This is a genomic window from Paractinoplanes lichenicola, from assembly GCF_016785085.1.
GTDB lineage: Bacteria > Actinomycetota > Actinomycetes > Mycobacteriales > Micromonosporaceae > Actinoplanes > Actinoplanes lichenicola.
The window spans coordinates 41,172-64,305 of record NZ_JAENHO010000012.1 but is presented as its reverse complement, the minus strand read 5'-3'; the positions used below and the strand labels follow the sequence as shown (position 1 = coordinate 64,305).

Here is a 23,134-nt window from a genome sequence, read left to right as displayed (position 1 = left end):
ATCGGCTACTTACCCGTCGCCGGGCCTTACTGCCCCGCCCGCGGCCGCAAGCCGAGGCTGGACCCATGAAGAGAATCGCATCGTTACTGACCATGGCCCTGCTCACCATGCCGGCCTGCGCGAGCGAGCCCGCGGAGCCGACCGCCGAGACCAGGTCGGGCGTCGTCCAAGGGGTGCGCGACGACGGGGTCACGCGTTTCCGGGGCATCCCGTACGCGGCCCCGCCCGTCGGCGACCTGCGCTGGCGCGCGCCGCAGGAGCCGGCCGCCTGGAACGGCGTACGGGAAAGCTCTGGGTCTGGGCCGGCGTGTGCGCAGGGACCGCAGCGCAAGGACGCGGCCGAGGACTGCCTCTATCTCGACGTGACCGCGCCGGCGGATGCCGAGGGCAAGCCGGTGATCGTGTGGCTGCACGGCGGTGGCTTCTCGGAGGGCGCGGGCTTCGACTACGACCCGAAGAGGATGGTCGCGCAGGGGGACGTGGTGGTGGTGACCGTCGAGTTCCGGCTCGGGCTGTACGGGTTCCTGGGCGACAACTACGGCTTCCTCGATCAGCAGGCCGCGCTCCGCTGGGTGCGCGACAACATCGGTGAGTTCGGGGGTGACCCGGGCAATGTGACGCTGATGGGGCAGTCGGGTGGCGCGATCGGCGCGTGCGCCCAGCTCACGGCGCCGGGTGCGCGCGGGCTGATCCATCGGGCGATTCTGCAGAGCGGCGATTGTGACGCCGGGTTGCCGAAGGACTTCACGCCCACGGGCAGCGCGCCGTTCGACTTCTTCCGGCCCGTGGCCGAGACGAACGCCCTGGTGCGGAGCACGATGACGGCGCTGGGCTGTGCCGACCTGGATTGTCTGCGCGGGCTTCCGGTGGCGAGGTTCGAGAAGGAGTACGCGAAGTACGGCGCGGCCACCTATGGCGTGGCCTCGCTGCCGAAGGACCCGGCCGTCGCGGACCACGCCAAGGTGCCGGTGCTGGCCGGGCTGACCCGCAACGAGCAGCGTCTGACGTCGGGCATCTTCGCGGTGGCGGGCTGGCGCATGTCGGCGCGGGAGTATCCGGGGGTGATCGCCAAGGCGTTCGGGGCCGAGGCGGGAGCTGCGATCGTGCGGGAGTATCCGGCCGCGCGTTACGGCGGCGACGGCGCGGTGGCCTGGGGCGACGTGTTCACCGACAGCATGGCGTGCCAGACGGGGACCTCGCTGCCCGGCTTCGACTACGAGTTCGCCGACCCGGACGCCCAGCCGCTGATCGACCTGCCGAAGGACTTCGACGCGGGCGCCTCGCACGGGTCCGAGCTGCCGATGCTGTTCGAGGTGGCCGGTCGCAAGCCGATCACGTCCGACTACTACACCGACGCGCAGCGTGACCTGGCCGCCAAGATGATCGGCTACTGGACGGCCTTCGCTCGCAGCGGGGACCCGGGGTGGCCGGCCGGGCAGACCATGGGCCTCGCGCCGGGGGCGATCGGGCCGGTGGACGTCGAGAGAGAGCATCGCTGCGACTTCTGGCGGGCGCTGCGCTGAACGCAGCGCAGGCCGGAGAGGCCCTCGATGGCGGCCGACGGTCTCTCCGGTGTGCGGGGGAGCCCGCGCCCCGCCCGCCGAACCGGCGGGCCGGGCGCGGACCCTGTGGGGAGGGTTCGTTCCCGCGATCCATGCTGGTCGCGGCCGATGGCGATCGCCCTCCGGAGATGTGACGGTTGCGTGACGAAAGCCTGGTTTCCCCGCGCAACCGTGTCGCGCGGGGTTCGGCGCGGCATCATGCGGATATGAGTGCCGTGCTGTTGATCGAGGATGACGACCGGATCCGGCTGTCGCTGGCCATGGCCCTGGAGGACGAGGGCTATGTCACCCACGCCGTGGCCACCGCCGAGGAGGGCCTCGAGCTGCAGCGTAAACAGCCCGCGGACGCCGTGCTGGTCGACCTGATGCTGCCCGGCATGGACGGCTTCGAGTGCATCCGGCAGCTGCGCCGCACCGACGACGTGCCGGTGATCGTGGTCAGCGCCCGCGACGACACCCACGACATCGTGGCCGGGCTCGAGGCCGGCGCCGACGACTACGTGGTCAAGCCGGTCGCCGTGAAGGAGCTGGCGGCCCGGCTGCGGGCACTGCGCCGCCGGGGCCGGGCCGCGCAGGCCGCCACCCCGGCCATGACCGTGCTGACCTTCGGCGACCTGGAGATCCGGCCCGAGGCGGGGGAGGTGCGGCTGCACGGCGAGCCCGTCGCGGTCACCCGTACGGAGTTCCGGCTGCTCTGCGAGCTGGCCGAGCACCCGGGCCAGGTGCTCTCCCGCCAGCAGCTGCTGAGCCGGGTCTGGGAGTACGAGATCGGCGACGAGCGCCTGGTCGACGTGCACGTGGGCCGGCTCCGGCACAAGATCGAGGACAACACCGGACGGCCCCGGCACCTGGTGACCGTGCGCGGCCTGGGCTACAAGCTGCAGCCGTGAGACGGGCCGGCCTGCGCACCAGGGTCAGCGCGGCGTTCGCGATCGGCGCGCTGGCCCTCTCGGCGTGCGTGACGTTCGTGTCGTACGAGCTGATCAGCAACACGCTGTTCCGGGAGCGCGAACGGGCCGCCGTACGGGCCACGTACTTCGACGCCACCGTGATCAACGCGGGCCTGACCGGCCGGCCCAAGGTGGGCGACCTGCTGCAGTCGCTCGACATCGGCGCCGACCGCTACGTGCTGCTCTCCTGGCGGGGCGAGTGGTTCTCGCGCACCGCCGGAGCGCCCGCCGAGTCCGCCGTGCCCGGGAAGCTGCAGGAGCTGGCCGCGACGGGCGAGGCCGGGGCGCAGCGGATCCGCCGCGACGGGGAGGCCGCCCTGGTCGTGGCCGTGCCGGTGCAGGGCGAGGCGGTCTTCTACGAGATCGTCTCGCTGGGCGAGCTGGAACGCACGCTGCAGCTGCTCGCGCTGGTGCTCACCGCCGTGGCGATCATGGTGTCGGCCGGCGGCGCGGCGGTCGGCTGGTACGTCACCCGGCACGCCCTGCGCCCGCTGGCGGCGGTGGCCGAGGCGGCCAGCGGCATCGCCGACGGCGACCTCGACACCCGGCTCGACCCCGACGCCGAACCCGAGCTGGGCCGGCTCACCGCCTCGTTCAACCACATGGCCGACGAGCTGTCGCGCCGGCTGCAGCGCGACCGCCGGTTCGCCGCCGACGTCAGCCACGAGCTGCGCTCGCCCCTGCAGACCCTGGCCGCCGCGGTCAGCGTGCTCAACCGGCGGCGCGACAGCCTCGACGAGCGCTCGGCGGCCGCCGTCGGGCTGATCGCCGACGAGGTCGCCCGCTTCCAGTCGCTCGTCGACGACCTGCTCGAGCTGGCCCGAAGCGACCAGCCGGTGCACCGCGAGCCGGCCGACATCGGGCTGCTGGCCGGGCGGGTCCTGCGCGACCGGGGGCTGCCGGGCGACCTGCTCGAGGTCGTGCCGGGCACGCCGGTCGACTGGCACGTCGACCGGCGCCGGGTCGAGCAGGCGCTGGGCAACCTGGTCGACAACGCCGTGCGCTACGGGGGCGGGCCGGTGGCCGTACGGGTGGGCCCGGGGTTTCTCGAAGTCGACGACGCCGGGCCGGGAGTGCCGGCCGAGTCCCGCTCGACGATCTTCGACCGCTTCGTGCGGGGACCGGCCGCGAACTCCCGCGGCGGCGGCGACGGCACCGGGCTCGGCCTGGCCATCGTGGCCGAGCACGCGGCCGCCCACGACGGCCGGATCGTGCTGCTAGACCGTCCCGGCGGGGGCGCCCGGTTCCGGCTCGAGCTGCCGGACGAGTGAGGGCTGTTTCGTAACTGGGGTGGGTGCGAGGAGTGGTTCAGATTTCGTCTGGTGGTGGCCCGCGGAAGCTCGGCTCCCGGGGTTGGAACCGGGCTTTCGCGGGACGCCGCCAGGCGGGATCTGGGCCCCTCCGCAGCCCCGCCTCAGTTACGAAACAGCCCTCAACGCGGCGTCGACGTCGGGATAGAGCGTGAAGACGTGGTGCAGCTTCATCGTGTGCAGCACCGTCACCACGTAGCGAGAGGGGGCGGCCAGGCTCAGGGTGCCGCCGCGGGCCTTGGCCTCGTTGTAGGCGCGCACCAGCAGGCTCAGGCCGGTCGAGTCGATCGTCGGCGCCGCGTGCATGTCGACGATCACGTGCAAATGCTCGCGGACCGCCTCGGTCAGCACCTCACGAAGCAGGTCGCCGGCGCCGGCGTCGAGATCGTGGGACGGGGTGACGACGGCGACGTCGTTCCGGACGGCAATCATCGCAGGCCTCCCTTGTGCGCGGGGGAGTGACGGTCGGCGGTGGCCACCACTGCGGTGACCGCGGCCGCGGCGAAAAAGACCTGCAGGCCGAGCTCGGTGAGGCTGAACCCGGTGGGCAGGTCGGCGGCGATCCGGGCGATCGTCGTGGCGAACACGGCCGCGCCCACCCCGGCCGCCGGGGGCAGCCAGAACGGCACGGCGCGGCGGACGGCCCAGCCCGCGACGCCCAGGGCGGCGCCGACGGCGACGGCGGTGACCAGGCTGGTGACCGTCATACGGATCGTCCTCACACGGGTTGCTCGACCGGAACGCCCTCCACACTGCGCCCGGCAGTTGTCGGAACCTCCCCGGCGATGTGACAGTTCTGTGACGGACGCCGGAGCGGGCCGGGCCCGGGGGCATCATTCGGTTATGCGCAAGGTCTGGACGATCACGACGGCGGCCGCCGCTCTTGTGCTGGGCGGCTGCGGGGTCGGCGCCCAGGACGAGCCGCACCCGGTCAGCCTGCCCCGGCACGCACTGACCAGCCCCGGCCCGGGCACGACGGAAACGGTCGGCGACGTGGCCCAGGTGATCTGTCTCGTCCGCGACGACAAGCTGGTGCAGCAGGTGCGCCGCACGCAGACCTACCCGACGCCGCAGACCCAGCTGAGCAGCCTCGTCTCCGGGCCCACCCCCGCCGAGCGCAACGCGGGGCTGACCACCAAGCTGTCCGGGCTTGTGCTGACCGCGCGCGGCATCACCGGCGCGGTGGCCACGGTGGAGGTTCCCGACGTCGGCGAGAGCGGTGCCCGCAGCGACGAGTCCCTGCTCTTCGCGCAGATGGTCTGCACGCTGACCGCCCGCCCGGATGTGGCCGAGGTGCGGTTCACCCGGGACGGGCAGCCCCTCGAGGTGCCCCTGCCCGACGGCTCACTGACCGGCTCACCCCTGGGGAGCAGCGACTACGCCGACTTGTGGTAGCCGGATCAGCGGGCGCTGGCGGTGCGGGCCACGATCATCTGCCGGGCGGTGAGGCTGCCGCCGGGCGTGCGCCGGGGCGCTCGGCGGAAGCCGTCGGACTTCATCCGGGCCGCGGCCAGCTCGGTCGTGTCGATCTTCGGCGGCTGCTCGCCGAGCGCCGGGCGGGCCAGCGCCGGATGCCGCTTCTCCCACTCCTGGCGCACCTTGGCCGGCAGGTGCAGATGCCGCCAGATCCGGCGCAGCACCCCAGGGTTGAGCAGGTCGTTGATCTCGCAGCAGTCGGCGGCCTGGCAGAGCACGGTCTGATACGCCTGGCGCTGCTGGGCCGGATCCTCCAGGTCGAGCAGGCGGCGCGTGCGATGCCCGGCCGCCATGTGACGTGGCAGTTCGAGCACGCCGACACTGTGGCCGTGCAGGTCGTCGAGGCTGTCGGGGACGCTGGGGGCCCGGTCGGAGGGGCCGCGCTGCTGGCGGCCGTCCCGGGCGGGGACGTACGGCATGAGCCCAGGCTAGGCTCGCCGGGGCGCCCCGGTCGCCGGGTTCGGCCGGGAGGTGACCTGGGTGCCAAAAGGCCTTCTGAGGTGCCACGAGTGCTGCGAGGGAAACATGGACACACCGATGCTGCGGCGGTTGCGCGAGGGCTCGATCGGCACGGGCGCGCCGCTCGACGGGCCGTACGGGCCGCGCCGGGTGACATACGCTGATCAGACCGCGTCGGGGCAGGCGCTCGACTTCGTCGAGGACTACATCCGCCGTACGGTCCTGACCGGTTACGCCAACACGCACACCGAGGCGTCCTCGACCGGGGCCCAGACCGGCGCGCTGCGCGAACAGGCCCGCGAGATCATCCACCGGGCGGTCGGCGGCGGCCCCGACGACGTGGTGCTGTTCTGCGGCTCCGGGTCGACCATGGCCGTCAACAAGCTGGTCGCGCTGCTCGGCCTGCGCATCCCCGAGAACCTCGACGAGCGGTACGCGCTGACCGAGCGCATCCCGGCGAGCGCGCGCCCGGTCGTCTTCGTCGGCCCGTACGAGCACCACTCCAACGTGCTGCCCTGGCGCGAGTCCATTGCCGACGTCGTCGAGATCGGCAGCGACGAGCGCGGCCACCCCGACCTCGCCGACCTGCGGCGGGCCCTGGAGGCGTACGGGAAAAGGCCTTTGCTGATCGGGAGCTTCAGCGCGGCCTCCAACGTGACCGGCCTGATCACCGACGTCGAGGCGATCTCGGCCCTGCTGCGCGAACACGGCGCACTGTCCGTCTGGGACTACGCGGCGGGCGGGCCCTACCTGCCGATCAGCATGGCCGGCAAGGACGCGATCTTCCTGTCGCCGCACAAGTTCCCCGGCGGCCCGCAGACCCCCGGCGTGCTCGTCGTCGGCAAACACCTGCTGGCCAACAGCGTGCCGACGGTGCCCGGCGGCGGCACGGTGGCCTTCGTCGATCCCGACAGCCACCGCTACCTCGACGACCCGATCGCGCGCGAGGAGGGCGGCACCCCGGCCATCGTCGAATCGATCCGGGCCGGGCTGGTGTTCCAGGTCAAACAGACGGTCGGGGCCGAGACGATCGCCGCCCAGGAGCACCGGCTGTGGCAGCGGGCCCGGGACCGCTGGGCGGGCGAGCCGCGCATCGAGATCCTGGGCGACCTTTCCGCGCCGCGCCTCCCGATCGTGTCGTTCCAGATCCGCGCGGGCGAGCACTACCTGCATCACAACTACGTGGTCGCGCTGCTCAACGACCTGTTCGGCATCCAGGCGCGCGGCGGGTGCTCCTGCGCCGGCCCGTACGGGCATCGCCTGCTCGGCATCGGGCCCGAGCTCTCGCGCCGGTTCGAGAACGAGATCGAGGCCGGCTGGGAGGGCATCAAGCCGGGCTGGTCGCGGCTCAACTTCGCCTACTTCCTCAGCGACGCGGTCGCCGACTACCTGGCGTCCGCGGTGTCCCTCATCGCCTCCGGCGGGGCGCGCCTGCTCACGGACTATCGGTTCAACCCGATGACGGGGCAGTGGCGGCATCTGGCGGCCAAGGAAGCCCAGCTCTCCCTGGCCGACCTGCAGCTGGGGCGGGACGGGACGGTCACGCAGCCCGGCTGCCCGGCGCCGATCGGCGAAGACGCCTTGGCTGGGTATTTGGACTACGCCCGCGAGCTGATGGCGTCGCGTCCCGACCCGGTCGACGGGGGTGCGCAGCTTCCCGAGAATTTCGAGAAGCTGCGCTGGTTCTTGCTGCCGGCGGAGTGTCTGAGTTAGTCAGGATGAGGCGGTCGGCTCCTTTGTTCACCGTCTTTGTCCGAAAACGACCAAGACTGGCACTCAGGGTCGTCGCACGTTCAGTGGTCGTGTGACAAGATGGCCTCATGTCCAGACGTCGTAACGTTGGTATCGGGTCGTTCGTTCACCGCTCCGCCCGGGTTGGTCTGCGGCTGACTCGCGCTCAGCAACAACGGTGTTTCGGATTGCTGCGCGCGGCTGGCGACGTGTGGGCTTGTGTTTTGGAGATCAACGCCTGGCATCGGCGCCGCGGGGACAAGCCAGTCGCCAGTTTTCAGGAGTTGTGCGGGTTGTTGTCGGCGTCGGGGCCGGGAACTTTCGGCGAACTCAACTCCGTCGGGGCGCGGTCGGTTTTGCGACGCTATTCCGACGCCTGGTTCTCCGCCGCCGCCCGTCGCAAAGCCGGCCACACCGAGGTTCGCTACCCACGACGACGGCGCACCCCGGGCGGCGCCACCACCACCCCAGCGCAACTGTGTTCCGGGGTGGTCACGCACCGTCGAGCCGGCCGGCACCTCCCTGGTGTTAGCTCGGCGCGGCGTGACCCGCGTCGCCGACCGCCGGCTGCGTCAGGGTCCCTTGGCCGGCGGAGGCCCGCCCCGCGCTTAGCGGGGAGTCGCTCGCTCACCCCTGTGAACGAGGATCCCCAACGTTGCCGGGTCCAACCGGTAAGCGTTCGCGGACACCGCACTGCATGAACGGAACGGGGCGTCGAAGCGGCCCACCCGGAGTTCGTCGACGGGCACGTCATACCAGACGGATATGGGGGCGATCACAGTTCATGATTTAGTTGACGAAACAAGTTTCCGGCGTAACCTGGTAGGTGCTTTAGGCTTCAACTATCGCCCGGGAGTAACGATGACCAGCACGACCTCGGCGGCCGACGCCCTGATTCCGGCCGCGCACCCGTTCGCGGCGCATGTTCGACGGGCGGTCGCGGCCGAGGCGGCCGACCCGCACCGCGAGTGGACCCCCGAGGACGGGGCGATGCCCAGCCTCTATGTGAGCCACGGCGGCGGGCCGATGCCGTTCGAGAGCCCCGAGTGGCTCAACCCGCTGCGCCGCTGGGCCCGCTCGCTGCCCAAGCCCAAGGCGATCCTCGTCGTCAGCGCGCACTGGGAGTCGGCGCCGCTGTCGGTCAGCGCGGCCCGGCCGTCCGAGCTGGTCTACGACTTCGGTGGCTTCAACCCGATCTACTACAACTTCCGCTACGACACCCCGGACGCCGGCGAGCTGACCCAGCAGGTCACCGCGATGATGCCGGACCGCGAGCAGGTGCACGGCCACAACAGCCGCGGCCTCGACCACGGCGCCTGGGTCCCGCTGAAGATCATGTATCCGCTGGCCGACGTCCCCGTGCTGCAGCTCAGCCTGCCCACCGAGGATCCCGACCAGCTGCTCGCCCTCGGCGCCCGGCTGCGGCCGCTGCGCGAACAGGGCGTGCTGGTCATCGGCTCCGGCCACATGACGCACGGCCTGCCGTTCCTGACCCGCGAGATGTTCAGCGGCAACGTGGTGCCCGGCTGGTCGGCCGACTTCGACGCGTGGGCCGCCGAGGCCCTCGACCGCGGCGACGTGGCCGAGCTGGCCCGCTTCCGCAGCGCGGCCCCCGGCATGCCGTTCTCGCACCCGACCGTCGAGCACTTCACGCCGCTCTTCGTCACCCTGGGCGCAGCCACCGACCCGACCGCCCCGATCGTCACCAAGCTCGAGGGCTACTCGGTCGGCCTGTCGCGACGGTCCTTCCAGGCGGCCTGATCCGCAGGGACGGACCACGGTCCGTCCCTGACAGCTCTGCGTTGCTCTCTGGTTGCTTGCCAGTTTTCGGGATTTCTGGCGTCCAGCTGTCCGGATGCGGCCGGCGGCTACGTTCTACGGGCATGATGCTGATGAACAAGACCGCTGTCGTGTACGGCGGGTCGGGGCACGTCGGGGGTGCGGTGGCCAGGGTCTTCGCGCGGGAGGGGGCCCGCGTGTTTCTGGCTGGGCGCAAGCTCGACGAGCTCGAGAAGCACGCGGCCGAGATCGGGGCGGCCGGCGCCGCGTACGTGGATGCGACCGACCGTGACCAGGTCGAGGCGCACCTGGACGCGGTCGGGCCGGTCGACGTCTCGGTCAACGCGGTGTCGCTGCACGGCACGGTGATGGGCACGCCGCTGACCGAGCTGGACGTGTCCGACTTCTTGGCCCCGGTCTCGTACGGGCTGCGGGCGCACTTCGTCACGGCCACGGCATCGGCGCGGCGGATGGCCGTGGCCGGGAGCGGGACGATCCTGACGTTCTCGACCACTGCGGCCCGGCTCAGCGCGCCCGACCAGCGGCAGCACCGTACGGGTGGCTTCGGCACGGCGTGCGCCGCGATCGAGGCGATGACGATGACGCTGGCCGGGGAAGTCGGCCCGCTCGGCGTGCGGGTGGTCTGTCTGCGTCCCGACGCGATGCCCGAGACGTGGGGCGCGGGCGCCGAACCGGACCCGCAGATGCAGGCGAGCACGGCTTTGGGCCGGATGCCCACCCTGGCCCAGGTCGCGGAGACCGCCGCCTTCGTGGCCTCGGACCGGGCCGGGGCGATGACCCGTACGGTGGTCAACCTCAGCTGCGGGTCGGTGCTGGACTGATCGAGCCCGGATCCGGCCCTTACCCGGCGCTTACAAAGGCGGCCTAGCGTCGCCGGCATGGATGAACGCGCCCGGGTCTCGCATCTGCTGCGCCGGCTCACCTTCGGGCCGACCGCCGCCGAAGTGGATGCGGCCGTGAAAGCCGGCTTCGACGCGACGGTGGAGCGGCTGCTGACGCCGGCCGCGCCGCCCGGGCCGCCGTCGCTCGGGGACGAAGCGGCTCCGGACGCCACCCGCGAGGAGGCTCGCCGCCGGCAGCGGGCCCAGGTCACGGAGCTCGGACGCTGGTGGCTGGGCCGGATGGTGGCCGTTGGGGGAGCGGCCGAGAAGCTGACCTTTTTCTGGCACGGCCACTGGGCGACCAGCGCGCAGAAGGTCCGCTCGGCTCATCTCATGCTCGGCCAGCAGCAGACGTTCCGGCGCTACGGCGCGGGCGACACGGCGCCGCTCGTTCGGGCCATGCTGCGCGATCCCGCCCTGATCCTCTGGCTCGACGGGCAGAAGAATACGCGCAAGGCCCCCAACGAGAACCTGGCCCGCGAGGTCATGGAGTTGTTCACGCTCGGGGTGGGGGCGTACACGGAAGCCGACGTCAAGGCCGGCGCGCGCGTGCTGACCGGGTGGCAGGTCGACCTGGCCACCGGTGAGGCGCGGCTGGTGGCCCGGCGACATGATCCGGGGCGGGTGACGTTGCTCGGGCGTACGGGCGCTTTCGACCTCGACGCGTACGCGGATCTGCTCGTCCGCCATGAGGCCCACGTGCCGTTCATCGCCGGCCGGCTGTGGGCGCGCTACGCCGGGCCCGCCGAGCTGCCGGATTCGGTGGCAAAAGCCGGACGGAACACGACTGCCCTGCTGCGGGCGCTGGTGCGCACCCCGGAGTTCGCCGAATCGGCCGGGACCCTCGTGAAGCAGCCGGTCGAGTGGCTCGTGGGAGCCGTACGGCAGCTCGGGGTTGATCTTCCGATGAGCGCGCTCACGGCGCTGGGGCAGGTGCCGCTGCGGCCGCCGTCGGTCGGGGGCTGGCCCGAGGGCGCGGCCTGGCTGACGACCTCGTCGACGCTGACCCGGCTGCGCGTCGGGCAGAACCTCGCGGCACAAACCGAGGTCGAGCCGCCCGCGGACGCCGAGGCGCTGGCCGCGTTGCTGGTGGTCGACGGGTGGAGCGATCGCACGTACGCGGTGCTCAAGGGCGTCAAGGAACCGCGGAGGCTGCTCGCGCTCGGCCTGGCCAGCCCCGAATACGCCGTCCACTGAGGAGATGCGATGGACACCGTCACCCGACGCCGGTTCTTGATCGCCAGCGGGGTCACCGTCGCCGCGGGCGCCACGACCCTGGGCCTGCGCGACCTGCTGGACACGGCCGGCGATCGTGATCCGGCCGCCAAGACGCTGGTGCTGGTCACCCTCTACGGGGGCAACGACGGGCTCAACACCGTCATCCCGTACGGGGATCCCGCCCTCGCCGCCGCCCGGCCCGACTTCGCGTACGGGGAAGGCGAACTGCTCGATCTGGGCGAGGGCGCGGGCGCGGGCGAGGCGCTCAATCCGGGGCTGCCCGGCCTGCACAAGCTGTTCGGCGAGGGCCGGCTGGCGATCGTGCGGGGCGTCGGCTACCCGAAGCCCAGCCGCAGCCACTTCCAGTCGATGGACATCTGGCAGACCGCTCAGCCCGACCGGCCGGGCACGACGGGCTGGCTGGGCCGCTGGCTCGACGGGGCCGGCGGCGACCCGCGGCTGGCCATCTCGTTCGAGCCCGTCCTGCCGCCCCTGCTGGCCGGGGCGAGGAGCGCGGGCGCGACCGTACCCGGGAAGCTTCCCAGCGGCGTGACCCCGGAATTGCTGACGCGGATGGGAGCGCCGGCCGCCGGGGAGTCAGCCGCCCAGGCCCGGGCCGCCGCCTGCTTCGGCGACCTGGCCCGCGTACGGGATCTGGTCTCGGCCCCGCTGGAATCGGCCGACGACGACAGCGAGGCCCCCGCCACCGCGACCGGCGGGGCCGCCCCGCCCCTGGACCAGCAGCTCGCGCTCGTGGCCCGCTGCATCGAGGCGGGCGTGGCGACCCGCGTCTACTCCGTGTCGCTGGGCGGCTTCGACCTGCACGCCGACGGCAAGGACGCCCAGAAGTCGCTGCTGGCCAAGCTGGACAAGGCCCTGTCGGCCTTCGCCGCCCGGGTCGCGGGCAAGGGCGTGGTCACCGCCGTCTACTCCGAGTTCGGCCGCCGGGTCGAGGCCAACGCCTCCGACGGCACCGACCACGGCACGGCCTCGAACGTCTTCCTGCTGGGCGACGGCGTGACCGGCGGCCTGCACGGCGAACGGCCCAGCCTGACCGACCTCGACGACGGCGACCTGAAGTTCACCACCGACTTCCGGAACGTCTACGCCACCCTCCTGCGCGACGTCCTGACCACCGACCCCGGCCAGGTGCTGGACGGCTGGTCCACCCACCTCGACGGGGTGCTGACCTGAGCCGCTACTTGGTGGCGCGGCCGGTCAGCTTGTCGCGCAGGCGGTCGACCAGTCCGACTCCGGGGCCGACCAGCTTGTGGAAGAGCTCGCTGTTGGGCGCGCCCGGGTGGGGGCGGGTCGGGGCCAGCCGCTTGGCCGTCTCGACCTTGCCGGCCAGCTCGACCAGTTCCTCGCGCGGGATGTGCTTGCGCAGCTCGGGGAACTGGTCGGACTCTTCGTCCTGCACGTGGTCGGCGAGGATGGCCTCCAGGTTGCGCAGCGCCTCGGTGAACTCAGCGCTCGACACGTCGGCGTTCTCGAGGCGCTTCATCGTCTCCTCGAGCTCCTTGTGCTCCTCGACGTCGTGCTCGACCGACTTGTCGCCGTCGGGCAGGTGCTTGCGCATGGCGGGGTAGACGTACATCTCCTCGGCCACCGCGTGCCGCACCAGCTCGCTGATCGCGGTGTCGGTCAGGTCGCGCCGGATCATCGGGTCGGTGATCGTCCAGATCTCGCCGATCAGGGCGGTCACATCGCGGTGGTCGGCGGTCAGGATGTCGACCACGTCCGGGTCGGTGCTGCTGGTCATCACGGGCTCCTCATGCGCTTCGAGTCTGGCGGCGCAGCGGGTACCCGGGGCGGGGCGATGTATGCGCCGGTCAGGTCGCGACGTGGGTCAGGAACGCGTCGACCAGGGCGTGGGCCCGTTTCGCGGCCACGTCGGACTCCTGGCGGGTCTGGGCCAGCAGCGCCTCGGGGTCGTGCCCGCGGGCCCGGGCGTCGGTGCCGGCGCCCTGGGCCAGCCAGCCCTGCAGCATCGCCGGGGTCAGCTCGGGGTGGAACTGCAGGGCCAGGTTGCGGCGCAGCACGAAGGCCTGCGACGCGGACGGGCTGCGGGCCACCTCGACCGCGCCCGGCGGCAGGGTCCAGCGGTCGTAGTGCCACTCGAACCACGGGCCGGCCGGAATGAGGGCGTCGGTCTCCAGCGTCGTCCAGCCGATCTCGGGCAGCGGGGACCGGGCCACCGCGCCGCCGTGGGCTGTGGCCAGGAGCTGACCGCCGAAGCAGATGCCGAGCACGGGCACGCCGGCCTCGTCGGCCTTGCGCAGCTCCTCCAGCTCGGGCGTGACCCAGCTGCCGACCACGGAGTCGTACGTGGACCAGGGCGCGCCCATCGCGACGACGGCGTCGAACTCGGCGAACGACGGGAACCGGCCGATCACGCCGGGGGAGTCGAACCGGGAGGCGGGCACGACCGAGTGGTGGACGATCTCGTAGCCGTGCTCGGCGAAGCGGGCGGCCACCGGGCCGAGCGGCGAGACGTGATCGTGCTGGACGACGAGCAACTTCACGGCGATCACTGTAGCTCGATCGTTCGGATCCAAACAGTCATTGATGCTGGGCGTATTCGCGGAACTCCCAGTCGGTCACCCACTGGGCGAAGCGCTCCAGCTCGTTGCGCTTATAGGCCAGGAAAGCGGCGACGAAACGGGGGCCGAGCAGCTCGATCAACTCGGTGTCGGCCTCTAGAGCGGCGAGCGCGGTGGGCAGGTCGGTGGGCAGCCGATCGGCCTTCGTGACGTCGTAGCCGTAGCCCTCCAGCTGGGCCGGCGGCTCCAGCTTGTCGCGCAGGCCCAGGAAGGCGGCGGCCAGCACGGCGGCAATTCCCACGTACGGGTTGGCCGACGCGTCCCCGAGGCGCAGCTCCAGGCGGGCGGCCCGGCCCCGCTCGGGCGGGATGCGCACCATGGCGCTGCGGTTGTCCAGCCCCCAGTCGATCAGCCACGGCGCCAGCGTGCCCGGGCCGAACCGCTTGTACGAGTTGATCGTCGGGTTGAGCAGCGCGGTGAGGGCAGGCGCGTGGGCCAGGATGCCCGCCACTGCCGAGCGGGCGATCCCGGACAGCCCGTCGTCGCCCGCGGGGTCGTCGAACAGCGGCTCCCCGTCGGGCGGCCAGCACGAGAAGTGCACGTGGAAGCCCGAGCCGCCCTCGTCGTTGAACGGCTTGGCCATGAAGGTGGCTCGCCGGCCGCCCATCCGGGCCAGCTCCTGCACCGCCGTCCGGAACCGGAACGTCCGGTCCGCGGCGTCCAGCGCGTCGGAGTGCCACAGGTTGATCTCGAACTGGCCCGACGCGAACTCATGGTTGGCCGCGACCACCTCCAGCCCGTACGGGTCGAGCCGGCGCAGCCAGTCGAGGAGCAGATTGTCGGGGTCGCCCCGGCGGCCGGCCGTGTAGACGTGGCCCGGGCCGTCGCCGTAGCGCCGCCAGCCGGCCGGCGACTGCTCCAGCACGAAGAACTCGAGCTCGGGCCCGACCATCGGCCGCATCCCGAGGGCCTCGAACCGCTTGATCACCCGGCGCAGCACGTGCCGCGGGCTCTCCTCGGACGGGCCGCCGCCGGGATCGAAGAGGTCGGCGATGACGTGCGCGGCGCCCGGCTCCCAGGGGATGTCGCGCACCGTGGCCAGATCGGGGACGGCCAGCATGTCGGGCAGCCCGGCGGAGAGGCCACCCTCGATGTCGATCACGTCGCCCCTCGGGGACGTGCCGTAGACCGACCGGCAGAACGCCACCCCGTCGCCGGCCGTGCGCGCGAACCGCCGTACGAGAAGGTCTTTGCCCCGCTCGGTGCCGACGAGGTCGCTGTAACCGAGGCGCACCACGTCGATCTGCCGTGCCTGCAGCTGGGCCTGGACCTCCTGCAGGGCCTGGGCGTCGACAGCGAGCATGGGTCGCTCCTCGATGGACGGCGGGTTCCCGGGGCGGACCGTACCATCGTCGCCATGAAGGACCACCCGAACCTCGTCGAGACCGAACGGGCCATGCGGCAGTACGTCGAGTCGCTCGGCCTCGACTTCGAGGCGGCCATGGCCGTGTCGAGCATCTACCGTGCCGCCAACGCCGTCCGGTCGTACGCGTCGAACGAAGTGCTGAGGCCGTACGACCTGACGTGGACCGGCTTCGTCGTGATGTGGGTGGTGTGGATCTTCGACGGCATGGAGACGCGGCACGCGGCCGAGGCGGCAGCGATCTCCAAGGCGACATTGACCGGCGTGGTCAAGACACTCGAGGGCAAGGGCTGGATGCGCAAGCAGGGCCGCGAGGACGACCGCCGCCTGGTCGAGATCCACCTGACCGCCGAGGGCAGGCGGCTGATGGAGGAGATCTACCCCCGGTTCAACGCGATGGAGGCCAAGCTGGTGGCCGGGGTGCCCCGCCCCAGCCAGGGCGCGATGACCGAGAGCCTGCGCGAGATCGTCAAGACCATCGAGCGGATCGAACGCCCCTGACGCCTATGCCCTCGGGCATAGCCCACTTTCCGACCGTCGCCAGATCCGCCGGCGGCCCCTCGGCGGCCACACTTCCAGGCATGCAGAACATGTGGATCCGCCGCGTTGTCATCGGCCTCGCCTGCCTCCCGCTGGCCGCGGTCAGCATCCTCCACACGATGGGCCGCACGGGCGACTTCGGCGTGCTGGGCAAGTGGTACGTGATGGTCCCGCTGACCGTCGCCGGGCTGCTGGCCTGGTCCCTGATCGAGAAGGCGATCTCTTCAACGACCCCGCAGGACGAGGACGTCCCGGAGCGCGCGGAGGTCTGACGCGGGGATGTCCTCGGTCATCGACCCGTAGCGTGCGACGAGCTCCCACCCGTCGCCGGCAAGATCCTGCACCTGGCCGGCCGTCCACGGGTGGGAGCCGACCACCTCGTCGACGCACACGATCCCGTCCACCGTCATCCTCACTCGGGTCTGTTCGATTCCCGTACGGGGGTCGAAGGCGTCGCCGGGCAGGCCCCATTGGGTGCGGACGGTTCTGCCGCCGGCCTCGATCGTCCAGTCGGGTTTGCCCTCGCCGACGCTGAGGTCGAGCACCAGCAGGCCGCCGGTCGTGAGGTGGCGGCCCACGCAGCCGAGGAACTTCGTCATGGCCGTGCCGGTCAGCAGGAGCGAGGCCGAGTCGAGCATCAGGATCGCCAGGTCGAACCGCTGGTCGAGCTCGAAGTCGGTCATGTCCGCCTGAACGACCCGGACCCCTTCTCCCACCTTCGCGCACATGGCCGCCGACAGATCGAGCGCCGTCGCGTCCAGGCCACGCTTGGCCAGTTCGAGCGCGTGATCGCCGGGGCCGGCCGCCAGTTCCAGCACGGTCGCCGGGTCGCCGCCGTGGTGCCGATCGAACCAGGTCAGCAGCAGATCGGCCTCGCGCGGGATGTCGCGATAGCCGAACGCGATCGCGTAGAGGTCAGCGAAGTCGAACGGCCCCGTCATGGGCACTATTGTCGTACCCGGCTGGGATGCTTCGGGGGTGCGAGACGCGTTCGAGGTGCTTCGTAGCGAGTTCGGTTCCGAGCCGGGGTCGTTCATGCTGGGGTTGTATGCGGACCGGGTCTGGGATCCGGGGGCGTTCAGCCGGCTCGAGCAGGCCATGCGGGTCGCGTGCGAGGAGTGTGCGGAGCGGGAGTCGCTGGAGCGGTGGCTGGTCGAGGGCTTTCATTACGTGTCGACCTGGGTGCCCGACCACACCGGGCACGCCGAGTTTCGGCGGCCGGAGCCTCGGAGCTATTACGAGGCCTGCCTGACCCGGCTCACCGACCTGGCCGACTGGTTCTTCCACGGGTGGCACACCTATCAGGAACCCCACTACTGGCAGCCGCTGTGAGCCGTTCGTGGGGTGCCGCTGTTTCGCCGGCGCCGGGGCGGGTAGACGTCGGGCCGTGGCTGAGCTGGATGAAGACACCATCGCGTACGCGCATCGCATGTTCGACCTGGCGCGTAACGGGGGTGCGCAGGAGCTGATCGAGAACGTGGCGGCGGGCCTGCCGGCCAACCTGACCAACGACAAGGGCGACACGCTGCTGATCCTCGCCGCCTACCACAACCAGGTGGACACGGTGGCCGGCCTGCTCGAGCACGGCGCCGACCCGAACCGCGTCAACGACCGGGGGCAGAGCGCCCTGTCGGCCGCGGTCTTCCGCCAGAACGCGCTCACGGTCAAGACGCTGCTCGCAGCCGGCGCCGACCCGGACGGCGGCACCCCTTCGGCGCGGGCCACGGCCGAGTATTTCAAGCTCCCGGAGATGACCGCCCTCCTCGGCGACGCCTGACCGCCACCCCGGTGCGCCAACCTCCGGCGGGCAACCCGCGCTGGCCGGCCACCCACTTCAGCCGGTCGTGCGCTACGGCCGTTTGTTGCAGCTAGCTCGCAGAGACTCCCGGTTCTGGCTTATTGCGGTTGTGGGAGTCGACGTGGCGTACGGGTTCGGTGTTGTCTTTGCCCTGCTCAAGTGATCTTTCGTCGCAAGAAAGAAACACCGTTGAAACATTGACGGGATGCAGAATGCATTCTATGTTGTGGGCTACGTCACGCAATGGTCACCGCTGGTGACGGAGAACCGATAGCCGGGCGCGGCTCGCTCGCGTCGAAACAGCTCGCGGCTCTCCACAAGATTGCCGTCCGGCGCCCCCGCCGGCACACCCCTCGGCCGTCCCGAAGACCGCTGGCATCGCCATACCCGAAAAGCGGCGATGCCCCCTGCCTCGGAGCCGTTGTCAGTCAGGGAGTTTGCCCATGTCCCACAGCGTTCAGGAGTCCGCCGAAGAAGCTCGTAACGTTCCGCCCAGCGTGGATGCCGTGATCGTCGGCGCCGGCTTCTCGGGCATGTATCTGCTGCACAAGCTGCGTCAGGAGGGCCGCACCGCCGTCGTCTTCGAGGCGGGGACCGGCGTCGGCGGCACCTGGTACTGGAATCGGTATCCGGGTGCGCGGGTCGACGTCGAGAGCCTGGCCTACTCGTACTCCTTCTCGGAGGATCTCGAGCAGGAGTATCCGTGGCAGGAGCGCTATCCGACGCAGCCCGAGATCCTCAAGTACGCGAACCACGTGGCCGACCGGTTCGACCTGCGCAAAGACATCGTCTTCCGGACGCGGGTGACCGGCGCGACGTGGGACGACGAGCAGAAGGCCTGGCTCGTGCGCACCGAGCACGAGGACGCGGTGACCGCCCGGTTCCTGGTGATGGCGACCGGCTGCCTGTCGTCGCCGAAGCTGCCCGAGATCCCGGGCATCGAGACGTTCAAGGGCACCTCGTACCAGACCTCGCGCTGGCCCCACGAGCAGATCGAGTTCACGGGCCAGCGGGTCGGCATCATCGGTACGGGCTCGTCAGGCGTGCAGTCCATCCCGGTGATCGCCGAGACGGCCGCCGACCTGACCGTCTTCCAGCGCACGCCCTCGTATTCGCTGCCGGCCCGCAACCGGCGGCTGCGCGACGACGAGGTGGCCGAGATGCGCGCGAACTACCGGGCGTACCGGAAGGCGCAGCGGGAATCGGGGGCCGGCGTGCCGGTCGTGGTGCCCACGAAGTCGGCGCTGGAGGTGTCGGCGGAGGAGCGCAACGAGGCCTTCGAGGCGGCCTGGGAGAGCGGCAGCCTGGTCAACCTGCTGTCGACGTTCACCGACTTCGCGACGAATCAGGCCGCCAACGACACGGCCAAGGCCTGGATCCACGACAAGATCCGGGCGATCGTGCAGGACCCGCAGGTGGCCGAGGACTTGTGCCCGGACTACCCGGTCGGCACGAAGCGGCCCTGCCTGGACACGGACTACTTCGAGACGTTCAACCGGCCCAACGTGCACCTCGTCAACCTGCGGCGGACCCCGCTGGTCGAGGTGACCGAGAAGGGCATCCGGACGTCCGAGCGGGAGTACGAGTTCGACGTCATCGTGTACGCCACCGGCTTCGACGCGATGACCGGCGCGCTGACCAACGTCGACATCCGCGGGCGGGACGGCATCTCGCTCAGGGAGACGTGGAGCGCGGGACCCCGGACGTACCTGGGCATCGGCTCGGCCGGCTTCCCCAACCTGTTCATGATCACGGGGCCGGGCAGCCCGTCGGTGCTGTCCAACATGCTCGTGTCGATCGAGCAGCACGTCGACTGGGTCGCCGACGCCATCGAGCACCTCGGCCGGCAGGGGCTGCGCACGATCGAGCCGACCGCGAACGCGCAGGAGGCGTGGGTCGACCACGTCAACGAACTGGCCAGCTACACGCTCTACCCGCGGGCCAACAGCTGGTACATGGGCGCCAACGTGCCCGGCAAGACCCGCGTCTTCATGCCGTACTGCGGCGGCGTGGGCGAATACCGCAAGAAGTGCGACGACGTGGCCGCCAAGGGCTACGAGGGCTTTTCACTCGCTGCATAGGAAGGAATCCCATGTCCCGTCGTGAACTGATCGATCCCGAAGTGGCCGTCCCGCTCAACCAGCTGCTCGAGGCCCTGCCGGGCGGCTTCAACTCGGTGCCCGACATCGTGCAGCGCCGCGCCACCGTGCAGGCGATGCTGGCCGGCATCGAGATCCCCGAGAACCCGAACGTCGTCAAGGAGGACCGCACGGTTCCCGGCCCCGAGGGCGAGCCGGACATCACCGTACGGATCTACAAGCCGGTCAACGCCACCGGCCTGCTGCCCGGCATCTTCTACATCCACGGCGGCGGCATGATCCTGGGCAGCGTGGACGGCGAGGACCCGAACGCCACGTACATCTGCGACGAGGTCAACGCGATCGTCGTCTCGGTCGAATACCGGCTCTCGCCCGAGCACCCGCACCCGGCCCCGGTCGAGGACTGCTACGCCGGGCTCGTGTGGATGGCCAAGAACGCGGCCGAGCTGGGCTACGACCCCGAGCGGCTGGCCGTCTACGGCGCGTCGGCGGGCGGTGGCCTGACCATCGCGACGGCCCTGCTGGCCCGCGACCGGGGCGGCCCGCAGCTCAAGTTCATGATGCCGATCTACCCGATGATCGACGACACCAACACCACCGAGTCCAGCCACGAGATCACCGACATCGGCATCTGGGACCGGTCCGGCAACCTGGAGGCCTGGGCCTGGTATCTCGGGGGCAAACCGGCCGACCAGTACGCCGCCCCGACCCGCGCCGAGGACCTGGCCGGGTTGCCGCCCGCGTTCATCGACGTCGGCACGGTCGACCTGTTCCGCGACGAGGACATCGCCTTCGCCCAGCGCCTGATGGCCGCGGGCGTGCCGACCGAGCTGCACATCCACCCGGGCAGCTATCACGCGGCGGAGACGTTCGCCGCCGAGGCCGCCCTGTCCCGGCGGATCTGGGCCCTGCGCCTGGACGCACTGAGGCGCGCTCTTACGTAGTTTCTGTTGTCGCGGCGTTCCTGACGCATCTACGGAGGTGATTCCGTCGAAAGGAACGTCATGCGCACAACGCGTCGCCGTGGGGTCATTGCCGTAGTAGCGGTCGCCTTCGCCGTCCCGGCGGGCATCGCGGTCAGCTCGCTGCTGCCCGCGTCCGCCGCGGCGGTGACCCCCGTCGCCGACGGCGTCTACACGCTCGCCTCCGCGTCCAGCGGCAAGTGTGTGGACGTCACCGGCGCCTCGGCCGACAACTCGGCCCCGCTGATCCAGGTCGCCTGCGGCACCGCCACCAGCCAGCAGTGGAAGGCGGTGGCGCGCGGGTCGGGGCAGTTCAACCTGGCCAACGGCAACAGCACCCGCTGCATCGACGTGCCGAGCTCGTCCACAACCTCGGGAACCCAGCTTCAGCAGTACGGGTGTGGGGACGGCACCAAGACCAACCAGCTCTGGACGTTCACCGCCTCCAGCGCGGCGGCCGGCAAGTTCCTGGTCAAGAGCGTGGCGACCGGGCTGTGCGTGAGCAATCGGGACGGGTCGACGGCCGGCAACAATCCGATCGTCGAGGAGACCTGCTCGGACATCGCTCGGATGCAATGGTCGTTCAACTACGTGTCGGGGCCTACGACTCCGCCTTCCACGGGGACCGGGCGGCAGATGGAGGATCTTGATCGCGGGGTCATCAGCGTACGGTCGGGGAGCGCGAACCTCGTCTCGTGGCGCCTGCTCGGGACCGAGGCGCAGGCGACCGGCTTCAACGTGTACCGCGCCGGCACCAAGCTGAACGCGACGCCGATCACGAACTCGACCAACTACCTGGACTCGGGGGCGGCGGCGGGGGCGGCCTACACCGTACGGGCTGTGGTTGACGGGGTGGAGCAGGGTGACTCGGCGTCGTCGCTGTCGTTCGCCAACGGTTATCTCGACGTGAAGATGCAGGTGCCCGCGGGCGGGACGACGCCGGACGGGGTGGCCTACACGTATTCGGCCAACGACGCGTCGGTCGGTGACGTGGACGGCGACGGCGTGTACGAGCTGTTCGTGAAGTGGGACCCGTCCAACGCCAAGGACAACTCGCAGTCGGGATACACGGGCAACGTCTTCGTCGACGCGTACAAGCTGAACGGGACCCGGCTGTGGCGCATCGACCTCGGTCGCAACATCCGGGCCGGGGCGCATTACACCCAGTTCCAGGTGTACGACTACGACGGCGACGGCCGCGCGGAGATCGCGATGAAGACGGCCGACGGGACGCGCTCGGGCACGAACGTGGTGATCGGCTCGTCGTCGGCGGACTACCGCAACTCGTCGGGGTATGTGCTGTCCGGGCCCGAATACCTGACGATGTTCAGCGGGCTGACCGGGGCGGCGCTGTCGACCGTGAACTACACGCCCGCGCGGGGCACCGTTTCCTCGTGGGGGGATTCGTACGGGAACCGGGTTGATCGCTTCTTGGCGGGGACGGCCTATCTCGACGGGTCACGGCCCAGCCTGATCATGGCCCGGGGGTATTACACGCGCGCGGTGATCGCGGCCTGGGACTTCCGCAACGGCGCGCTGACCAGCCGGTGGACGTACGACTCGGGGAACAGCAACGTCGGGGCGTACGGGCAAGGAAACCACCAGCTGTCGATCGCGGACGCGGACGGCGACGGGCGCGACGAGATCATGTACGGCGCGGCGGCGATCGACGACAACGGCTCGCTGCTGTGGCGCTCCGGGCTCGGCCACGGCGACAGCCTGCACGTGGGCGACCTGATCCCGTCGCGCGCCGGGCTGGAGGTCTACCGCCCGTCGGAGAGCACGTCACAGCCGAGCGACGCGATGCTCGACGCCCGTACGGGGGCCCGGATCTGGACCCACCCGTCGTGCGGCTGCGACAACGGCCGCGCGGTCGCCGGCGACATCTACGCGGGCAGCGCCGGCGCCGAAGCCTGGTCCTCCTCGGTCGACGGCCTGTCGAACACGAGCGGGCAGAACGTGGGCCGCAAGCCGTCGTCGACGAACTTCCTGATCTGGTGGGACGGCGACCCGGTGCGCGAACTGCTCGACCAGACCCGCATCGACAAGTACGGCACGAGCGGCGACACCCGCCTGCTCACTGCCTCGGGCGTTGCGTCGAACAACACCACAAAGGCTACCCCGGCCGTCTCCGGCGACCTGTTCGGCGACTGGCGCGAGGAAGTAGTGTGGCGCCTCTCCGACTCGTCGGCCCTGCGCATCTACGCCACGCCGACCGTCACCGACCGGCGCATCCACACGCTGATGCACGACTCGCAATACCGCGTGGCGATCGCCTGGCAGAACACGGCCTACAACCAGCCGCCGCACCCCAGCTTCTTCCTGGGCAACGGCATGACCACCCCGGCCAAGCCGAACATCTACGTCCGCTAGCTCTCCGTG

At 70.9% G+C, this 23,134-nt stretch carries 23 protein-coding genes; 16 read left to right on the top strand and 7 right to left on the bottom strand.

The window, feature by feature from the left end:
- Positions 1 to 65: 65 nt before the first annotated feature.
- The 3 genes from JKJ07_RS36040 to JKJ07_RS36030 all read left to right on the top strand — a co-directional run bounded on the left by JKJ07_RS36040 (position 66) and on the right by JKJ07_RS36030 (position 3,783).
- Positions 66 to 1,523, top strand: coding sequence for a carboxylesterase/lipase family protein (locus JKJ07_RS36040; protein ID WP_202996452.1), 1,458 nt, complete (start codon positions 66 to 68; stop codon positions 1,521 to 1,523).
- 245 nt (positions 1,524 to 1,768) lie between these two features.
- Positions 1,769 to 2,452, top strand: coding sequence for a response regulator transcription factor (locus JKJ07_RS36035; RefSeq protein ID WP_202996451.1), 684 nt, complete (start codon positions 1,769 to 1,771; stop codon positions 2,450 to 2,452).
- Positions 2,449 to 3,783, top strand: a complete 1,335-nt coding sequence (locus JKJ07_RS36030) for a sensor histidine kinase (protein ID WP_202996450.1) — start codon at positions 2,449 to 2,451, stop codon at positions 3,781 to 3,783. The genes JKJ07_RS36035 and JKJ07_RS36030 overlap by 4 nt, the downstream gene beginning before the upstream one ends.
- A gap of 147 nt (positions 3,784 to 3,930) precedes the next feature.
- On the opposite strand, the gene JKJ07_RS36025 is transcribed toward JKJ07_RS36030, so the two are convergent.
- The gene (locus JKJ07_RS36025; RefSeq protein WP_202996449.1) at positions 3,931 to 4,254 is read right to left on the bottom strand and encodes an STAS domain-containing protein; all 324 of its coding nucleotides are present in this window, start codon (positions 4,252 to 4,254) and stop codon (positions 3,931 to 3,933) included.
- Entirely contained in the window at positions 4,251 to 4,529 is a 279-nt protein-coding gene (locus JKJ07_RS36020) for a hypothetical protein (protein ID WP_202996448.1), read from the bottom strand. Before JKJ07_RS36020 ends, JKJ07_RS36025 begins: the two co-directional genes overlap by 4 nt.
- A gap of 136 nt (positions 4,530 to 4,665) precedes the next feature.
- On the opposite strand from JKJ07_RS36020, the gene JKJ07_RS36015 reads away from it, so the two are divergent.
- Complete coding sequence (locus JKJ07_RS36015) at positions 4,666 to 5,217, top strand: GerMN domain-containing protein (RefSeq protein WP_202996447.1); 552 nt, start codon at positions 4,666 to 4,668, stop codon at positions 5,215 to 5,217.
- A 5-nt stretch (positions 5,218 to 5,222) separates the two neighbouring features.
- On the opposite strand, the gene JKJ07_RS36010 is transcribed toward JKJ07_RS36015, so the two are convergent.
- Positions 5,223 to 5,717, bottom strand: a complete 495-nt coding sequence (locus JKJ07_RS36010) for a hypothetical protein (protein WP_202996446.1) — start codon at positions 5,715 to 5,717, stop codon at positions 5,223 to 5,225.
- Between the two features lie 106 nt (positions 5,718 to 5,823).
- Here JKJ07_RS36010 and JKJ07_RS36005 point away from each other — a divergent pair, with 106 nt between their 5' ends.
- The 5 genes from JKJ07_RS36005 to JKJ07_RS35985 all read left to right on the top strand — a co-directional run bounded on the left by JKJ07_RS36005 (position 5,824) and on the right by JKJ07_RS35985 (position 12,581).
- A complete protein-coding gene (locus JKJ07_RS36005) occupies positions 5,824 to 7,470 on the top strand; it encodes an aminotransferase class V-fold PLP-dependent enzyme (protein WP_202996445.1) in 1,647 nt (548 codons plus the stop codon).
- A gap of 879 nt (positions 7,471 to 8,349) precedes the next feature.
- Positions 8,350 to 9,249: a DODA-type extradiol aromatic ring-opening family dioxygenase gene (locus tag JKJ07_RS36000; RefSeq protein WP_202996444.1), complete on the top strand. Its 900-nt coding sequence runs from the start codon at positions 8,350 to 8,352 to the stop codon at positions 9,247 to 9,249.
- 122 nt (positions 9,250 to 9,371) lie between these two features.
- Entirely contained in the window at positions 9,372 to 10,109 is a 738-nt protein-coding gene (locus JKJ07_RS35995; RefSeq protein WP_202996443.1) for an SDR family NAD(P)-dependent oxidoreductase, read from the top strand.
- A gap of 57 nt (positions 10,110 to 10,166) precedes the next feature.
- Positions 10,167 to 11,366 carry a DUF1800 domain-containing protein gene (locus JKJ07_RS35990; RefSeq protein ID WP_202996442.1) on the top strand — a complete coding sequence of 400 codons (1,200 nt, stop codon included), beginning with the start codon at positions 10,167 to 10,169 and terminating at the stop codon, positions 11,364 to 11,366.
- A 9-nt stretch (positions 11,367 to 11,375) separates the two neighbouring features.
- Positions 11,376 to 12,581, top strand: a complete 1,206-nt coding sequence (locus JKJ07_RS35985) for a DUF1501 domain-containing protein (RefSeq protein WP_202996441.1) — start codon at positions 11,376 to 11,378, stop codon at positions 12,579 to 12,581.
- Between the two features lie 4 nt (positions 12,582 to 12,585).
- On the opposite strand, the gene JKJ07_RS35980 is transcribed toward JKJ07_RS35985, so the two are convergent.
- The 3 genes from JKJ07_RS35980 to JKJ07_RS35970 all read right to left on the bottom strand — a co-directional run bounded on the left by JKJ07_RS35980 (position 12,586) and on the right by JKJ07_RS35970 (position 15,293).
- Entirely contained in the window at positions 12,586 to 13,149 is a 564-nt protein-coding gene (locus tag JKJ07_RS35980; RefSeq protein WP_202996440.1) for a hemerythrin domain-containing protein, read from the bottom strand.
- A 70-nt stretch (positions 13,150 to 13,219) separates the two neighbouring features.
- Positions 13,220 to 13,912: a type 1 glutamine amidotransferase gene (locus tag JKJ07_RS35975; RefSeq protein WP_307834582.1), complete on the bottom strand. Its 693-nt coding sequence runs from the start codon at positions 13,910 to 13,912 to the stop codon at positions 13,220 to 13,222.
- Positions 13,913 to 13,949: 37 nt separating this feature from the next.
- Positions 13,950 to 15,293 (bottom strand): glutamine synthetase family protein, encoded by a 1,344-nt coding sequence (locus tag JKJ07_RS35970; protein ID WP_202996439.1) that lies wholly within the window; start codon positions 15,291 to 15,293, stop codon positions 13,950 to 13,952.
- A gap of 54 nt (positions 15,294 to 15,347) precedes the next feature.
- On the opposite strand from JKJ07_RS35970, the gene JKJ07_RS35965 reads away from it, so the two are divergent.
- Both JKJ07_RS35965 and JKJ07_RS35960 read left to right on the top strand, forming a co-directional pair.
- Complete coding sequence (locus JKJ07_RS35965; protein ID WP_202996438.1) at positions 15,348 to 15,854, top strand: MarR family winged helix-turn-helix transcriptional regulator; 507 nt, start codon at positions 15,348 to 15,350, stop codon at positions 15,852 to 15,854.
- 80 nt (positions 15,855 to 15,934) lie between these two features.
- Entirely contained in the window at positions 15,935 to 16,165 is a 231-nt protein-coding gene (locus JKJ07_RS35960; protein WP_202996437.1) for a hypothetical protein, read from the top strand.
- Here JKJ07_RS35960 and JKJ07_RS35955 read toward each other — a convergent pair.
- Positions 16,118 to 16,834, bottom strand: a complete 717-nt coding sequence (locus JKJ07_RS35955) for a class I SAM-dependent DNA methyltransferase (RefSeq protein WP_202996436.1) — start codon at positions 16,832 to 16,834, stop codon at positions 16,118 to 16,120. The two genes, JKJ07_RS35960 and JKJ07_RS35955, sit on opposite strands and share 48 nt — an antisense overlap.
- Before the next feature lie 37 nt (positions 16,835 to 16,871).
- Between JKJ07_RS35955 and JKJ07_RS35950 the strand changes: the two genes are divergently transcribed.
- From JKJ07_RS35950 to JKJ07_RS35930, 5 genes are all read left to right on the top strand, one after another.
- Complete coding sequence (locus JKJ07_RS35950; RefSeq protein WP_202996435.1) at positions 16,872 to 17,225, top strand: hypothetical protein; 354 nt, start codon at positions 16,872 to 16,874, stop codon at positions 17,223 to 17,225.
- Between the two features lie 55 nt (positions 17,226 to 17,280).
- Positions 17,281 to 17,670: an ankyrin repeat domain-containing protein gene (locus JKJ07_RS35945; protein ID WP_202996434.1), complete on the top strand. Its 390-nt coding sequence runs from the start codon at positions 17,281 to 17,283 to the stop codon at positions 17,668 to 17,670.
- Positions 17,671 to 18,134: 464 nt separating this feature from the next.
- Positions 18,135 to 19,772, top strand: a complete 1,638-nt coding sequence (locus JKJ07_RS35940) for a flavin-containing monooxygenase (protein ID WP_202996433.1) — start codon at positions 18,135 to 18,137, stop codon at positions 19,770 to 19,772.
- Positions 19,773 to 19,783: 11 nt separating this feature from the next.
- The gene (locus tag JKJ07_RS35935; protein ID WP_202996432.1) at positions 19,784 to 20,734 is read left to right on the top strand and encodes an alpha/beta hydrolase; all 951 of its coding nucleotides are present in this window, start codon (positions 19,784 to 19,786) and stop codon (positions 20,732 to 20,734) included.
- A gap of 60 nt (positions 20,735 to 20,794) precedes the next feature.
- Entirely contained in the window at positions 20,795 to 23,125 is a 2,331-nt protein-coding gene (locus JKJ07_RS35930; protein WP_202996431.1) for a rhamnogalacturonan lyase family protein, read from the top strand.
- Positions 23,126 to 23,134 lie beyond the last annotated feature (9 nt).

Excerpts from the sequence above, each read along its gene's own strand:
- JKJ07_RS36000 (WP_202996444.1), top strand. The coding sequence starts at position 8,350 with ATGACCAGCACGACCTCGGCGGCCGACGCCCTGATTCCGGCCGCGCAC.
- JKJ07_RS35990 (WP_202996442.1), top strand. The coding sequence starts at position 10,167 with ATGGATGAACGCGCCCGGGTCTCGCATCTGCTGCGCCGGCTCACCTTC.
- JKJ07_RS36015 (WP_202996447.1), top strand. The coding sequence starts at position 4,666 with ATGCGCAAGGTCTGGACGATCACGACGGCGGCCGCCGCTCTTGTGCTG.
- JKJ07_RS35980 (WP_202996440.1), bottom strand. The coding sequence starts at position 13,149 with ATGACCAGCAGCACCGACCCGGACGTGGTCGACATCCTGACCGCCGAC.
- JKJ07_RS35955 (WP_202996436.1), bottom strand. The coding sequence starts at position 16,834 with ATGACGGGGCCGTTCGACTTCGCTGACCTCTACGCGATCGCGTTCGGC.
- JKJ07_RS36025 (WP_202996449.1), bottom strand. The coding sequence starts at position 4,254 with ATGATTGCCGTCCGGAACGACGTCGCCGTCGTCACCCCGTCCCACGAT.
- JKJ07_RS35935 (WP_202996432.1), top strand. The coding sequence starts at position 19,784 with ATGTCCCGTCGTGAACTGATCGATCCCGAAGTGGCCGTCCCGCTCAAC.
- JKJ07_RS35960 (WP_202996437.1), top strand. The coding sequence starts at position 15,935 with ATGCAGAACATGTGGATCCGCCGCGTTGTCATCGGCCTCGCCTGCCTC.
- JKJ07_RS35985 (WP_202996441.1), top strand. The coding sequence starts at position 11,376 with ATGGACACCGTCACCCGACGCCGGTTCTTGATCGCCAGCGGGGTCACC.
- JKJ07_RS35965 (WP_202996438.1), top strand. The coding sequence starts at position 15,348 with ATGAAGGACCACCCGAACCTCGTCGAGACCGAACGGGCCATGCGGCAG.
- JKJ07_RS35995 (WP_202996443.1), top strand. The coding sequence starts at position 9,372 with ATGATGCTGATGAACAAGACCGCTGTCGTGTACGGCGGGTCGGGGCAC.
- JKJ07_RS36020 (WP_202996448.1), bottom strand. The coding sequence starts at position 4,529 with ATGACGGTCACCAGCCTGGTCACCGCCGTCGCCGTCGGCGCCGCCCTG.
- JKJ07_RS35940 (WP_202996433.1), top strand. The coding sequence starts at position 18,135 with ATGTCCCACAGCGTTCAGGAGTCCGCCGAAGAAGCTCGTAACGTTCCG.
- JKJ07_RS36040 (WP_202996452.1), top strand. The coding sequence starts at position 66 with ATGAAGAGAATCGCATCGTTACTGACCATGGCCCTGCTCACCATGCCG.
- JKJ07_RS36010 (WP_202996446.1), bottom strand. The coding sequence starts at position 5,717 with ATGCCGTACGTCCCCGCCCGGGACGGCCGCCAGCAGCGCGGCCCCTCC.
- JKJ07_RS36005 (WP_202996445.1), top strand. The coding sequence starts at position 5,824 with ATGGACACACCGATGCTGCGGCGGTTGCGCGAGGGCTCGATCGGCACG.
- JKJ07_RS36035 (WP_202996451.1), top strand. The coding sequence starts at position 1,769 with ATGAGTGCCGTGCTGTTGATCGAGGATGACGACCGGATCCGGCTGTCG.
- JKJ07_RS35970 (WP_202996439.1), bottom strand. The coding sequence starts at position 15,293 with ATGCTCGCTGTCGACGCCCAGGCCCTGCAGGAGGTCCAGGCCCAGCTG.
- JKJ07_RS35930 (WP_202996431.1), top strand. The coding sequence starts at position 20,795 with ATGCGCACAACGCGTCGCCGTGGGGTCATTGCCGTAGTAGCGGTCGCC.